Genomic DNA, 14,523 nt, shown 5'->3' with positions numbered 1-14,523 from the left:
CGCCAGATGCGCATCTCACCACGCGACCCCTCTGGAGCACGTAAAGAGACCCGGTATTTCCCCTCCAACCTCATCCGCACGATTTCGCCACTTACATCCAGCACACTCCAGGGCCGGTACGCTTTCGCCGAGTTGATAGTCAGAGAACGGCAATCCTGGAGGACATAGCGGTGAGCGGCGAAGACCGCCAGAGCCAGCTGGCGCGGGAGCACAAGGAGCGGCAGGCCCAGCGTGCCGCGGAGGCCAGGAAGGCGAAGCGGAACACCTTCATCGGAGCCGGCGCCGCGGTGGCCGTGGTGGCCGGCGGCGTGGTCGCCGCCACCGTCCTGCTCGGCGGAGACGGCGACAGCACGAACGCCGCCGTGTCCCCGGCGCCTTCGCAGAGCGCCAGCGCCAGCGCCACCCCGAAGCCGACCACCAGCGCCGCGCTGACCGATCCGGCCGCCGTCACCTGCGACTACCGCAAGGACACCAGCGGCAGCCCGACCAAGAAGGTGGGCTACCCCCCGAAGAAACCGGACCTGAAGCCGAAGACCATGACGATCGCCACCAACCACGGTGACATCGTGATCGACCTGGCGACCCAGGCGGCCCCCTGCACCGTCAACTCCCTGGCCTTCCTCGCCAAGAAGAACTTCTACGACAACACCAGGTGCCACCGCCTGGCCACCCCGGAGAACTCGGGGCTGGGCCTGCTGCAGTGCGGCGACCCGCAGGCCAAGGCCGACGGCAAGAACCCCACCGACGGCCAGGGCAGCTCGGGCTACGTCTTCAACGACGAGAACCTGGGCGGCATGTCGTACACCAAGGGCACGGTCGCGCTGGCGCAGGCCGGCGATGCCAGCAACCAGAACGGCAGCCAGTTCTGGATCTCCCTGTCGGACGAGACCGCCCAGCTGGAGGCGGCCTACACGCCCTTCGGCACCGTCTCCAAGGGCATGGATATCCTCGAGAAGATCTACGCCGGCGGATGGATCACCAACCCCGACGACATCACCGGTGACGGCGGCTCCACCGCCCCCAAGATCCCGGTCCTCATCAAGGACCTCACCGTCTCCTGACGCGGCTCGCGCGAACGCCCCGGCGGTGCTCCACCGCCGGGGCGTTCCGGCGTTCCTCCCCCGCCCACGCCGGGACCGCGGCGGCCATGCTGGAGGGGAAAGGACGCGTGATCCATCTCATCGAGGGGCGCCCATGTCCGAACCCACAGCGAGTGCGCGGGACGTCGAAACCACGGGGAATGCGGGGACCACGGGAAATGCCGGGAAACTGCCGTTCGAGTTCCTGTTCGACCCGGAGTTCGTCCGCGATCCGTACGCCGAGTACGGCAGGCTGCGGGAAAAGGGGCCGGTCCACCCGATCGACTTCCCGCCGGGTGTGCCGTCGTTCGTGGTCATCGACCACGAGCACGGCCGCGCGGCGCTGAGCGATCCCCGGCTGGCCAAGAACCTGCGGCACGGGCCCGCCCTCTTCCGGGAGCTGACCGGCGGCAATCCCGCGCTCGCCGAGAACATGCTCTCCAGCGACCCGCCGGACCACACCCGGCTGCGGCGCCTGGTCTCCAAGGCCTTCACCGCGCGCCGGGTCGAATGCCTGCGACCCCGGATCCAGGAGATCACCGACCGGCTGATCGACGCGATGGCCGCCCGAGGGCGGGCCGACCTCCTCGACGACTTCGCCTTCCCCCTGCCGGTCACCGTGATCTGCGAGCTGCTGGGCGTGCCCGCCGAGGACCGCGACGACTTCCGCGTCTGGTCGGCCACCCTGGTCGTCCCCTCGCTCGACGAGGAGGCGACCAGCCGCCGCGACGAGGTGAACGCCGCCATCCGCGACTACTTCTCCGATCTCATCGCCGAGCGCCGGGCCGCCCCCAGAGACGACATGGTCAGCGCGCTGGTCACCGCCCGCGACGAGGACGAGCTGCTGAGCGAGCGGGAGCTGATCTCCATGCTCACGCTGCTGCTCATCGCCGGGCACGAGACCACGGTCAATCTCATCGGCAACGGCATGCTGGCCCTGCTGACCCACCCCGACCAGCTCCGCCTCCTGCAGGACGAACCCGGGCTGATCCCGGGAGCGGTCGAGGAGTTCCTGCGCTACGACGGACCGGTGGAGCGCGCCACCCTCCGCTTCGCCACCGAGGACCTCCGGATCGCGGACGTCCCCATCCCCGCGGGGGGCCTGGTCCACGTCTCGCTCGGGGCGGCCGGGCGCGACCCCGGGGCGTTCGACGACCCCGACACGCTGGACGTCACCCGCAGCGGCAGCCACCATCTCGCATTCGGCCACGGCGTGCACTTCTGCCTGGGCGCCCCGCTGGCCCGGCTCGAGGCTCAGATCGCCTTCGGCACGCTGCTGCGCCGGTTGCCGGGCATCGCGCTCGCCTGCACGCCGGAGCGGCTCGAATGGCGCGGGAACGCCTCGATCATCCGCGGCCTGCAGGCCCTGCCGGTCCGCTTCTGAGGAGAGCGCCTCCGGCAACGGGTACGGCGGGCGCCGCACAGGCGCCCGCCGTACCGGAGGAAGGAGAGGTCAGGCCCCGGCGGCCGCCCCGGCTTCCTTCGGCTTGGCGTCCACGCCCGCCTCCTTGCGCTGCTCGCCCGTGATCGGGGTGGGCGCGCCGGTCAGCGGGTCGAAGCCGGAGGCCGTCTTCGGGAAGGCGATGACGTCGCGGATCGAGTCGCCGCCCGCCAGCAGCATGCAGATCCGGTCCCAGCCGTAGGCGATGCCGCCGTGCGGCGGCGGGCCGTACTTGAACGCCTCCAGCAGGAAGCCGAACTTGCTCTCGGCCTCCTCCTTGGAGATGCCGAGCACGTCGAAGACGCGCTGCTGCATCTCGGCGCGGTGGATCCGGATCGAGCCGCCGCCGATCTCCATGCCGTTGCAGACCATGTCGTAGGCGTAGGCCAGGGCCTCGCCCGGCTGGTCCTGGAAGGTGTCGGCCCACTCGGGCTTGGGACCGGTGAACGGGTGGTGGACCGCGGTCCAGCCGGTCTGGCGGCCGACGTCGTCGAGCACCGGCTCGAACATGGGCGCGTCGACGACCCAGAGGAAGTTCCACGCCGACTCGTCGATCAGGCCGCAGCGGCGGCCGATCTCCAGGCGGGCCGCGCCGAGCAGGTCGCGGGAGGCGGAGGCCGTACCGGCCGCGAAGAAGATCGCGTCACCGGGCTTCGCGCCGGCCTTGGCGGCCAGGCCCGCGGTCTCGGTCTCGGAGAGGTTCTTGGCGACCGGGCCGCCGAGCGTGCCGTCCTCGCCGACCAGCACGTAGGCCAGGCCCCGGGCGCCGCGCGACTTGGCCCACTCCTGCCAGCCGTCCAGCTCCTTGCGGGTCTGGGAGGCACCGCCCGGCATGACCACCGCGCCGACGTAGGGCGCCTGGAAGACGCGGAAGGTCGTGCCGGCGAAGAACTCCGTCATCTCGACGAGCTCCTGGCCGAAGCGCAGGTCCGGTTTGTCGGAACCGTAGCGGGACATGGCCTCGGCGTAGGTCATCCGGGGCAGCGGCGTCGGCAGGTCGTAGCCGATCGTCTCCTTCCAGATGCGGCCGATCAGCGCCTCGCCGAGGGCGATGACGTCGTCCTGGTCGACGAAGGACATCTCCACGTCGATCTGGGTGAACTCCGGCTGCCGGTCGGCGCGCAGGTCCTCGTCGCGGTAGCACTTGGCGAGCTGGTAGTAGCGCTCCAGGCCCGCCACCTGCAGCAGCTGCTTGAACAGCTGCGGCGACTGGGGCAGGGCGTACCAGCTGCCGGGCTGGAGGCGGACCGGGACCAGGAAGTCGCGGGCGCCCTCGGGGGTGGAGCGGGTGAGCGTCGGGGTCTCGACGTAGACGAACCCGTGCTCCTTCATCACCTCGTGGGCCAGGTAGGTGGCCGCCGAGCGGATCCGCATGGCCTGGGCGATCTGCTGGCGGCGGATGTCGAGGTAGCGGTACTTCAGCCGGGCTTCTTCGGAGATGCCCGCAGCGCCTTCGATGGGGAACGGCAGCGGGGCCGACTCGCTCAGCACCTCGACCTCGGAGGCGACGACCTCGATCTCGCCGGTGGGCAGGTCGGGGTTCTCGTTGCCCTCGGGACGGACCCGCACCTCCCCGACGACCTTGACGCAGTACTCGGCGCGCAGGCCGTGCGCGTCGTCCTCCTCGCGGAAGACCACCTGGGCCGAGCCGGAGGCGTCGCGCAGGTCGATGAAGACCACGCCACCGTGGTCGCGGCGGCGCGCCACCCAACCGGCCAGCGTTACCTGCTCACCCGCGTGCTCCTTGCGGAGCGAACCGGCGGTGTGCGTGCGGATCACGAAAACTTCCCCTTCAGAATGTCGGCGACCTCGGCCAGCGGCACCTCGGTCTGCTCTGCGGTGGTCAGGTCCTTCAGCTGTACGGCCTGCGCCGCCAGGTCGCGCTCACCCAGGATCAGCGCGTAGCGGGCCCCGGAGCGGTCGGCCCCCTTCATCGCGCCCTTGACGCCCTTGCCGCCGAAGGACATGTCTGCGCCGAGGCCCGCCCGGCGCAGCTCTGTGACGAGCAGGAACATGCGGCGACGCGCCTCTTCTCCCAGCGGCACACCGTACACCTGGACACGTTCCCCCGCGGAGCCCTCCTCGAACAGGCCCTCGGCCTCCATCGCCAGGACCGTCCGGTCGACGCCGAGCGCCCAGCCGACGCTCGGCAGCGCCGGGCCTCCGATCATCTCGCTCAGTCCGTCGTAGCGGCCGCCGCCGCCGACCGCGGACTGCGAGCCCAGGCCGTCGTGGACGAACTCGAACGTGGTGCGCGTGTAGTAGTCGAGGCCGCGGACCAGCCGGGGGTCGTCGGAGAAGGCGACGCCGGAGGCGGTCAGCAGCGAGCGGACCTCCTCGTGGTAGGCCTTGCACGCCTCGCACAGGTGGTCGACGACCAGGGGCGCGCCGGCGAGCTGGGCCTGGACTTCGGGCCGCTTGTCGTCCAGCACGCGCAACGGGTTGATCTCGATCCGGGCCCGGGTGGGCTCGTCGAGATCGAGCGCGCGCAGGAACTCCTGCAGCGCCGCCCGGTAGCCGGGGCGGCACTCCTTGCAGCCCAGCGTGTTGAGCAGCAGCCGGACCCCGGTGAGCCCCAGCCCGGCGTAGCCGTCGGCGGCCAGCAGGATCAGCTCGGCGTCCAGCGCCGGGTCCTCCGCGCCGAGGGCCTCGGCGCCGACCTGCCAGAAGTGGCGGTAGCGGCCCTTCTGCGCCCGCTCGTAGCGGAACTGGCTCCCGGAGTACCACAGCTTGACGGGGAGCTGGCCGTTGTGCAGGCCGTGCTGGAGGACGGCCCGCACGACCGGCGCGGTGCCCTCGGGGCGGAGGGTGATGGAGCGCCCGCCCTTGTCGGTGAAGGTGTACATCTCCTTGGAGACGACGTCGGTCGACTCCCCGACGCCGCGCACGAACAGCGCGGTGTCCTCGAAGGTCGGCGTCTCGACGTAGCCGTAGCCCGCACGGCGGGCCGGGGCGACGAGCGTCTCACGCACGGCGAGGGCCCGTTCGGAGCGCGGCGGAAGCCAGTCAAAGGTGCCCTTGGGCGCCTGGAAGCTCATGTTTCCTAAAGTCCCCTGGTGGGACCGGCGTAGGGGGCGGCCTCCGCGAGATACGGGTTGGTGGCGCGCTCCCGGCCGATCGTGGTCTGTGGTCCGTGGCCGGGCAGGACCGCCGTGTCGTCCGGCAGCGGCAGGCACTTGGCGGCCAGGCTGCGCAGGATCGTCGGGTAGTCACCGCCCGGGAGGTCTGTGCGGCCGATGGAGCCGGCGAACAGCAGGTCGCCCGAGAACATCACGTCCGGAATCTCCTCCGTCCGGGGCAGCCTGAACGTCACCGACCCCCGGGTATGCCCCGGGGTGTGGTCGACCGTGAGTTCCATGCCCGCCAGCTTGAGCACCTCACCGTCGGCGAGCTCGCGCACGTCGTCCGGCTCGGTGAAGGTCAGCCCGCCGAACAGCTGCTGCCGGGTCGTCAGCGACAGGCCCTTGCCCGGATCGGAGAGCAGCTCGCGGTCCTCGGGGTGGATCCAGGCCGGGACCCCGCGCGCTCCGCAGACCGGGGCGACCGACCACATGTGATCGATGTGACCGTGGGTGACCAGCACGGCGACCGGCTTGAGCCGATGCTCGCGCAGCACGTCGTCCAGGTCTGCGACGGCGTTCTGCCCCGGATCGACGATGACGCACTCCTCGCCCGCGGCGGGAGCGACGACGTAGCAGTTGGTTTGGAACGACCCTGCGGGGAAGCCGGCGATGAGCATCTGCCTCAGCTGATCTCGTCAAGAATGCGGATGGGAATGTAACCGAAGGGTACCGGTGCGGGTCGGCGGGCTGCGAACCATTGCCCTCTGGCCGATACGATTCGCCCACTCAATATGTAATACTCCGGCACTCGGGAGGGCGAAGCGGTGAGCGGCAAGGACCGCCAGAAGCAGCTGGCGCGCGAGCACTACGAGCGGCAGTTGCAGCGACGCGCGGAGCGCGAGGCCAAGGCCAAGCGGACCGCGATCATCGGCAGCAGCGTGGGCACCGTGGTGGTGGTGGCCGGCATCATCACCGCGACGGCCCTGCTCGGGGGGTCCGGCGACCCGGCCTCGACGGAGGCGGCGGCGACCCCCTCGGCGAGCACGGCCGAGCCCACGGCCTTCGACGCCGCCACCGGCACCTGCGGCTACGTGCCCGCCGCCGAGAGCGGCCAGGTCAAGGACGTCGGCATGCCCCCGGCCAAGGTCGACACCTCTCCCAAGAGCATGACGCTGAAGACCAGCCAGGGCGACATCGTCATCGAGGTGAACGCCGGGAAGACCCCCTGCACCGTCGGGTCCTTCGCCTTCCTCGCCTCGAAGGACTACTTCGACGGTTCCAAGTGCCACCGCCTGGGCTCCGAGCAGTTCCCGGTCCTGCAGTGCGGCGACCCGCTGGCCAAGGCCGACGGCACGTCCCAGACCGACGGCCAGGGCGGCCCCGGCTACCGCTTCGTCAACGAGAACCTGACCGGCGCGAAGTACACCCGCGGCGTGGTGGCCATGGCCAACAGCGGCCCCGACACCAACGGCAGCCAGTTCTTCATCGTGTACGGCGATGCCGGGCTGCCCGCGAACTACACCCCGTTCGGTACGGTTACCAAGGGCCTGGAGATCGTCGACAAGGTGAACAAGGCCGGCGTCATCACCCCGGGACCCGACGGAACCGGGGCCCCGAAGAAAACCGTCGAGATCAAAGACGTGACAATGTCCGCCACGAGCTGACGTAATACAACCAGGCATACGGACCCGGGACCGGTCGGTCCCGGAAAGGCTGATGAAAGTGCGGGAGGACACGGTGAGCACCGACCCGTGGGGCCGGGTAGACGACGACGGCACCGTCTACGTGCGTACGGCTGAGGGAGAGCGGGCCGTCGGGTCCTGGCAGGCCGGCGAGCCGGAGGAGGCGCTCGCCTACTTCCGCCGCAAATTCGACGAGCTGGCCGGGCAGGTCACGCTGCTGGAGCAGCGGGTCCGCGGCACCGACCTGCCGCCCGCCCAGGCCGAGGCGACCATTGTCAAGCTCCGCGAAGCGATCACCGACGCGCACGCGGTCGGTGACCTCGACTCGCTGCTGAACCGGCTGAGCGCGCTCACGGAGCTGGTCGCCCAGCGCCGTGAGGAGGTCAAGGCCGCCCGTGACGTGGCCCGCGCGGAGGCCAAGGGCATCAAGGAGCGGATCGTCGCCGAGGCCGAGCGCATCGCCGAGGACACCACCCACTGGAAGACCGGCGGCGAGCGCCTGCGTCAGCTGGTGGAGGAGTGGAAAGCCGCCGAGCGGATCGACCGGGTCACCGAGGCGGCGCTGTGGAAGCGCCTGTCGGCCGCCCGCACGTCCTTCGCCAAGCGGCGCAAGGCCTACTTCGCGGGCCTGGACGAGCAGCGCGAGGGCGTGCGCTCCACCAAGGAGCGGATCGTGGCCGAGGCCGAGGCCCTGTCCACCTCCACCGACTGGGGGAACACCGCCTCCGCCTACCGCGAGCTGATGCGGCAGTGGAAGGCGGCCGGCCGCGCCTCCCGCGACGTCGAGGACGAGCTCTGGGGCCGGTTCAAGGAAGCCCAGGACCAGTTCTTCCAGGCCCGCTCCGCGGTCTTCGCCGAGCGGGACGCCTCGCTGGCGGCCAACGCCGAGGTCAAGGAGCAGCTCCTGACCGAGGCGGAGAAGATCCTGCCGATCTCCGACGCCCGCACCGCCAGGGCCGCCCTGCGCGGCATCCTGGAGCGCTGGGAGGAGGCCGGTCCGGTCCCCCGCGAGCAGCGTGACCGCCTGGAGGGCGGGCTGCGCAAGGTGGACGAGGCCGTCCGCAAGGCGGAGGAGGCGGAGTGGAAGCGCTCCAACCCCGAGGCCCGCGCCCGCGCGCAGAACACGGTGGACCAGCTCCGCCGGTCCATCGAGCAGTTGGAGGCCCGCCTGGCCAAGGCCGGCGCCGCGGGCAAGGAGAAGGAGGCCAAGGAGGCCGAGGAGGCTCTGGCCGCGCGCCGTTCCTGGCTTGAGGAGGCCGAGCGCACGCTCGCCGAGTTCTCCTGACCCGCCGCCGACCCGCTGAGCGAAGGGCGTGGGACCACCGGGTGGTCCCACGCCCTTCGCGTCGCCGTGGTGCGCCGTGGTGTGCCGGGGTGCCGCTCAGCTTCCGGCGCCGCTGACCCGGTAGACGTCGTAGACGCCCTGGATGTTGCGGACGGCCTTCAGGACGTGGCCGAGGTGCTTGGGGTCGCCCATCTCGAAGGTGAACTTGCTGATCGCGACCCGGTCGCGGGAGGTCGTCACCGACGCCGACAGGATGTTCACGTGCTGGTCGGACAGGGTCCGGGTGACGTCCGAGAGCAGCCGGGGCCGGTCCAGGGCCTCCACCTGGATGGCCACCAGGAAGACCGAGTCGCCGCCGGGCGACCAGGAGACCTCCACCAGCCGGTCCGGCTCGGCCCTGAGCTGCTCCACGTTGGGGCAGTTGGTGCGGTGGACCGAGACGCCGTGCCCCCGGGTGACGAAGCCGACGATCTCGTCGCCGGGGACGGGGGTGCAGCAGCGCGAGAGCCGTACCCAGACGTCGGAGTCGCCCGCGACCACCACGCCCGCGCCGCCTCCGCCGCGGGGGCGGCCGCGGAGCTTCGTCGGGACCGCGGCCTCGGCGATGTCCTCCTCGGCGCTCTCCACGCCTCCGATGGACTGCACCAGCTTCTGCACGACCGACTGGGCGGCCACGTGGCCCTCTCCGACGGCCGCGTAGAGCGAGGAGACGTCCGGGTAGCGCAGGTCCCTGGCGAGCGCCAGGAGGGACTCTCCGGACATCAGACGCTGCAGCGGAAGGCCCTGCTTGCGCATGGCCCGGCCGATGGCCTCCTTGCCCGCCTCGATCGCGGTCTCGCGGCGCTCCTTGGAGAACCACTGGCGGATCTTGTTTCGGGCGCGGCCGGACTTGACGAACTTCAGCCAGTCGCGGGACGGGCCCGCGTCCGGCGACTTGGAGGTGAAGATCTCGACGGTGTCGCCGTTGCCCAGCCGGGACTCCAGGGGCACCAGGCGGCCGTTGACCCGGGCGCCGATGCAGCGGTGGCCGACCTCGGTGTGCACGGCGTAGGCGAAGTCGACCGGGGTCGCGCCCTCCGGCAGGGCGATCACCTGGCCCCGGGGGGTGAAGACGTAGACCTCGGAGACCGACAGGTCGAACCTGAGCGACTCCAGGAACTCGCCCGGATCGGCGGTCTCCTTCTGCCAGTCCAGGAGCTGGCGGAGCCACGCCATGTCGCTGGCGGGCTTCAGCTTCCCTCCGGCGGGACCGGAGGTGTTCATGTCCTCTTTGTACTTCCAGTGCGCGGCGACGCCGTACTCGGCCCGGTGGTGCATGGAGTGGGTGCGGATCTGCAGCTCCACCGGCTTGCCCTCGGGGCCGATCACCGTGGTGTGCAGCGACTGGTACATGTTGAACTTGGGCATCGCGATGTAGTCCTTGAACCGGCCGGGCACCGGGTTCCATCGCGCGTGGATCGTTCCGAGGGCGGCGTAGCAGTCGCGGACCGTGTCGACCAGCACCCGGATGCCCACCAGGTCGTAGATGTCGTCGAAGGCGACGTCGCGCGCGATCATCTTCTGGTAGACCGAGTAGTAGTGCTTGGGGCGGCCCTTGACCTCGGCGCGGATCTTGGCCTCGCGCAGGTCGGCGGAGACGTTCTCGATGACCTCCTGCAGGAACAGGTCCCTGCGGGGGGCGCGCTTGGACACCATCCGGGCGATCTCGTCGTATCGCTTGGGGTAGAGCATGGCGAACGCGAGGTCCTCCAGCTCCCACTTGATGGTGTTCATGCCCAGCCGGTGGGCGAGCGGGGCGAAGATCTCCAGCGTCTCGCGGGATTTCTGCTGCCGTTTGTGCTCGGGCAGGTAGCGCATGGTGCGCATGTTGTGCAGCCGGTCGGCGAGCTTGATGATCAGCACCCGGATGTCGCGGGACATCGCGACGACCATCTTGCGCACGGTCTCGGCCTGGGCGGCGTCGCCGAACTTGACCTTGTCGAGCTTGGTGACGCCGTCGACCAGCAGCGCGATGTTGTCGCCGAAGTCGGAGCGCAGCTCGTCCAGGCCGTAGGCGGTGTCCTCGACGGTGTCGTGCAGCAGCGCGGCGCAGAGCGTCTCGTCGTCGGTGCCCAGCTCGGCCAGGATGGTCGCGACCGCCAGAGGGTGGGTGATGTAGGGGTCGCCGCTCTTGCGCTTCTGGTCGCGGTGGTGGTAGGCCGCCACATCGTAGGCGCGCTCGATCAGCCGCAGGTCGGCCTTCGGATGGGTCGCGCGGACCGTCCGGAACAGCGGCTCAAGCACCGGGTTCATGGCGCCACCCCATTGCCCCCCAAAGCGGGCGAGCCTTCGCCGCACCGCCGGTTTCTCCTCGGTGGCTCCGGACATGGCGGAACCGGCATCGCCTGCCGGGACGGCCATATCGGGACCGCCACCGCCGGCGGTCACGTCGGGCACGACCACATCACGGGGCACTCAGACTCCTCACGTTCGAGTCCAGATCCCTCAGTGTATCCAGACCGGGTCGCATGCTTGCCTGCGCGGGGTGGATCAGACGATCACAAGGGGGTGCAGTTCGACTCCGGCGAGCCGCTCTCGCCCCTTGAGGAAGTCCAGTTCCATGAGCACGGCGACGGCGACGACCTCGGCGCCCGCCCTGCGGACCAGCTCCACCGCCGCACGCGCCGTACCTCCGGTGGCGAGCACGTCGTCGACGATCAGAACCCGATCGCCGGGGGCGAAGGCGTCCCGATGGACCTCGATGGTGGCGGACCCGTACTCCAGATCGTAGGACTCATCAAGTGTCTCGGAGGGCAGTTTTCCTTTCTTTCGCATCGGAACGAATCCGGCACGGGCCTTGTAGGCCGCGGGCGCGCCCAGGATGAACCCGCGGGCCTCGATCCCGACGATCTTGTCCACCTCGTGGAGCCCGGCGAACTCGTCCGTCACCGCGGAGAACGCCTCGGGGTCGGCGAGCAGCGGGGTGATGTCCTTGAACAGCACCCCCGGCCTCGGATAGTCGGGCACGTCGCGGATCCGGTCCAGGATCAGCCGGCTCAGGTCGCTCATGGTCACATCCCTGCTGGAGAACGCCGGTGGGTCACGGCGCCGCGGGTACGGCCGCGCATCGGGGCGGAACCCGCCGGACGCCTATGAGAACGCCTCCGCTCCCCTTCCCGGAGAGCGGAGGCGTTCTCATTTCGATCTACTTCTTCTTGCGCTTGTCGTCCGTCGTCGTGGCCTTGGCGGCCCCGGCGGCGACCGGCTGGCGGGCGGCCTTGGCCCCCGACCCGCCGCCCGTGGAGGCGAGCCTGCGGGCGATCGCCTGGTAGCGCGGCTCGCGCTCCTTCAGCGTCACCAGCAGCGGGGTCGCCACGCACAGCGAGGAGTAGGTGCCGACGAGCATTCCCACGAACAGGGCCAGCGAGAGGTCCTTCAGCGTGCCCGCGCCGAACAGCGTGGTGCCGATGAACAGGATCGCCGCCACCGGCAGGATCGCCACCAGGGTGGTGTTCAGCGACCGGATCAGCGTGTGGTTCAGCGCGTCGTTGGCGGCCTGGGTGTAGGTGATCTTGGAGGTCGTGCCGAGCTTGGCCGTGACCTCCTTGATCATGTCGAACACCACGACGGCGTCGTAGAGCGAGTATCCGAGGATCGTCAGGAAGCCCAGCAGGGTCGCCGGGGTGACCTCGAAACCGGACCAGGCGTAGACGCCCGCGGTGATGACCAGGTCGTGGATCAGCGCGACGATGGCGGCCAGCGCCATCTTCCACTCGAAGGCCATCGTCAGGTACAGGATGATCGCCAGCATGAAGACGATCAGGCCGATGACGGCCTTGTCCGCGACCTGACCGCCCCACGAGGCGCCGATCACCTGGAGGGTGACGTCGGTCTGCTTGAGGCCGAACTCACCGGCGACCGCCTTCTGGACCGCGGTCACCTGCTCGGCCGGGAGGCTCTCGGTGGTGACCCGCCAGCCGTTGTTGGTCGTCTGCACGATCGTCTCGTGCACGCCCGCCTCGACGAACGTGTCCCGGACATCCTCGATGGCGGCCGAGGAGGCCTTGAAGGAGAAGACGGACCCGCCCTTGAACTCCACGCCCAGGTTCAGTCCGTTGACGACCAGGCCCGCGATGGAGACCACCAGCAGGAAGGCGGACAGGCCGTACCAGAGCTTCTGGCGTCCGACGAAGTCGACGTTGACCTCGCCCCGGTACAGGCGGCTTACGAGGCCGGCCATCATGCCTCCTGCGAAACGGTCTTGGGGCCGGCGGCCGGCTGGGCGCTCATGCGCTCGGCGTCCAGGCCGGAGAGCGGGTGCCCCTTGGCGAAGAACTTCAGGCGGGCCAGCATCGCGACGAACGGCTTGGTGAACATGAACACCACGACGATGTCGATGAGGGTGGTCAGGCCCATCGCGAACGCGAACCCGGCCACGCCGCCGACCGCCAGGAAGTACAGCACCAGCGCGGCGATGAACATGACCGCGTCCGCGATCAGGATCGTGCGCCGGGCCCGGACCCAGGCGACCTCGACGGCCGTGCGCAGCGAGCGGCGGCCTTCCTTCATCTCGTCGCGGATGCGCTCGAAGTAGACGATGAACGAGTCCGCGGTGATGCCGATCGAGACGATGAGGCCGATGATGTGCGGCAGCGAGAGCCGGAAGCCCGCGAAGTGGCCGAGCAGCACCACCGCCTGGTAGGTCAGGATCGAGGCGACCGCGAGGCTGAGCACCGAGACGACGCCCAGACCCCGGTAGTAGAGCATCGAGTAGACGACCACCAGGGCCAGGCCGATCGCGCCGGCGATCAGACCGCCGCGGAGCTGGTCGGCGCCCAGGGTGGAGGAGACCTCCTCGATGGAGCTCTTCTCGAACTTCAGCGGCAGCGCGCCGTACTTGAGCTGGTTGGCCAGCTCGGTGGCGGTCACCTGGTTGAAGCTGCCGGAGATCTCGGTCCTTCCGCCGGGGATGGGACCGTTGGAGACGGGCGCGGTGATCACGACGCCGTCGAGGACCACGCCGAGCTGGTTGCGGGGCGGAGCGGCGCTGTAGGCCTGGCCGGTGAGCTTGGCCCACTCGGCCGCGCCCGCGCTCTTGAAGTCGAGGTTGACGACCCACTCACCGGTCTCGCGGACCCCGGAGCTCGCACTGCTGATCTCGGATCCCTGCACGGCCGCCTTGTCGAGGACGTACTTGGCCAGCCCGTCCTCGGAGCAGGCGACGATCTGCTTGGCGGGGTCGTCCTGCGCGCCCCGGCCCGGGTCCTTCTTCGAGCAGTCGAGCTTCTGGAACTGCTCGAGCACCGCCGGGTCGATCCCGGTGGGGTCGACTCCCGCCATCGGGTCCTCGACCGGCTGCCCGGACGGGGCGGCGCTCCCGCTGGGGGCGGCCGACGGCGTGGCGCTCCCGCTCGGCGCGGCCGAGGGAGCCGGAGTGGCCGTCGGGGCCGTGCTGGGCGCGGCCGAGGGGTTGGTCAGCGCCGAGGACAGGCCGCGTCCCGCGGGGGTGGCGCTGGGGTCGGGCGCCGCGGTCGCGGGCGGCTTCGGCGTGCGGGTGGTCTTCTTCTGCCCAGTGGCCGTGGGCGAGGCGGACGGCGTCGGCGCCTGGGTGGGCAGCTCGCCCGTGGCCGATCCGTCCGTGACCGCCAGCACCTGGCGGAACCTCAGCTCCGCGGTGGTGCCGACCAGCTTGACGACTTCCTCCTGCCCGACTCCCGGGACGGAGATGACGATGTTCGTGCCTGCTTTGACGACCTCGGCGTCGGAGATGCCGCTGCCGTTCACCCGGTCTCGGATGATGTTCACGGCCAGGTCGATGCTCTCCTCTGAGGGGTCGCTCCCGTCCGGCGTGATGGGCTGCAGCGTCACTGTCGTGCCGCCGGCGAGGTCGAGGCCATATTCGGGGGTGAGCGCCTTGTTGAGGAACATCACCCCGCCCATGGCGAGAATGAGCGCCAGAAGCACCAGGAGCACGCGCCCCGGTCTGCTCTGGCCA

11 protein-coding genes are annotated in these 14,523 nt (G+C 70.2%); 4 read left to right on the top strand and 7 right to left on the bottom strand.

All coding sequences use genetic code 11. The features are described 5' to 3' along the window. Positions 1-170 precede the first annotated feature (170 nt). Together HS041_RS26340 and HS041_RS26335 are read left to right on the top strand one after the other, a co-directional pair. Positions 171-1,061 (top strand): peptidylprolyl isomerase, encoded by an 891-nt coding sequence (locus tag HS041_RS26340; protein WP_196443463.1) that lies wholly within the window; start codon positions 171-173, stop codon positions 1,059-1,061. A 133-nt stretch (positions 1,062-1,194) separates the two neighbouring features. After that, entirely contained in the window at positions 1,195-2,463 is a 1,269-nt protein-coding gene (locus HS041_RS26335) for a cytochrome P450 family protein (RefSeq protein WP_196443462.1), read from the top strand. Between the two features lie 69 nt (positions 2,464-2,532). Here the strand turns inward: HS041_RS26335 and aspS are convergent, their stop codons facing one another. Genes aspS through HS041_RS26320 form a run of 3 tightly spaced genes read right to left on the bottom strand, consistent with a single transcriptional unit; the run spans position 2,533 to position 6,259 of the window. Beyond that, a complete protein-coding gene (aspS, locus tag HS041_RS26330) occupies positions 2,533-4,299 on the bottom strand; it encodes an aspartate--tRNA ligase (RefSeq protein ID WP_196443461.1) in 1,767 nt (588 codons plus the stop codon). Then, positions 4,296-5,558 carry a histidine--tRNA ligase gene (gene hisS / locus HS041_RS26325; protein WP_196443460.1) on the bottom strand — a complete coding sequence of 421 codons (1,263 nt, stop codon included), beginning with the start codon at positions 5,556-5,558 and terminating at the stop codon, positions 4,296-4,298. Before hisS ends, aspS begins: the two co-directional genes overlap by 4 nt. Positions 5,559-5,563: 5 nt before the next feature. Continuing rightward, positions 5,564-6,259, bottom strand: a complete 696-nt coding sequence (locus HS041_RS26320) for an MBL fold metallo-hydrolase (RefSeq protein WP_196443459.1) — start codon at positions 6,257-6,259, stop codon at positions 5,564-5,566. Between the two features lie 147 nt (positions 6,260-6,406). On the opposite strand from HS041_RS26320, the gene HS041_RS26315 reads away from it, so the two are divergent. Continuing rightward, positions 6,407-7,246 carry a peptidylprolyl isomerase gene (locus HS041_RS26315; protein ID WP_196443458.1) on the top strand — a complete coding sequence of 280 codons (840 nt, stop codon included), beginning with the start codon at positions 6,407-6,409 and terminating at the stop codon, positions 7,244-7,246. Between the two features lie 52 nt (positions 7,247-7,298). Beyond that, positions 7,299-8,549: a DUF349 domain-containing protein gene (locus tag HS041_RS26310; RefSeq protein WP_196443457.1), complete on the top strand. Its 1,251-nt coding sequence runs from the start codon at positions 7,299-7,301 to the stop codon at positions 8,547-8,549. A gap of 96 nt (positions 8,550-8,645) precedes the next feature. Here HS041_RS26310 and HS041_RS26305 read toward each other — a convergent pair whose 3' ends face one another. The 4 genes from HS041_RS26305 to secD form a co-directional block, all read right to left on the bottom strand. Then, positions 8,646-10,841 (bottom strand): RelA/SpoT family protein, encoded by a 2,196-nt coding sequence (locus HS041_RS26305; protein ID WP_196443456.1) that lies wholly within the window; start codon positions 10,839-10,841, stop codon positions 8,646-8,648. A 237-nt stretch (positions 10,842-11,078) separates the two neighbouring features. Further along, a complete protein-coding gene (locus tag HS041_RS26300; RefSeq protein ID WP_196443455.1) occupies positions 11,079-11,597 on the bottom strand; it encodes an adenine phosphoribosyltransferase in 519 nt (172 codons plus the stop codon). 136 nt (positions 11,598-11,733) lie between these two features. Then, positions 11,734-12,771 carry a protein translocase subunit SecF gene (secF, locus tag HS041_RS26295; protein ID WP_307845476.1) on the bottom strand — a complete coding sequence of 346 codons (1,038 nt, stop codon included), beginning with the start codon at positions 12,769-12,771 and terminating at the stop codon, positions 11,734-11,736. Beyond that, complete coding sequence (gene secD / locus HS041_RS26290; protein WP_307845475.1) at positions 12,768-14,501, bottom strand: protein translocase subunit SecD; 1,734 nt, start codon at positions 14,499-14,501, stop codon at positions 12,768-12,770. Before secD ends, secF begins: the two co-directional genes overlap by 4 nt. Between the last annotated feature and the right edge of the window lie 22 nt (positions 14,502-14,523).

The sequence above is a fragment of the Planomonospora sp. ID67723 genome, assembly GCF_015711605.1.
Classification (GTDB): domain Bacteria; phylum Actinomycetota; class Actinomycetes; order Streptosporangiales; family Streptosporangiaceae; genus Planomonospora_A.
This window is presented reverse-complemented; position numbering and strand designations above follow the sequence as displayed.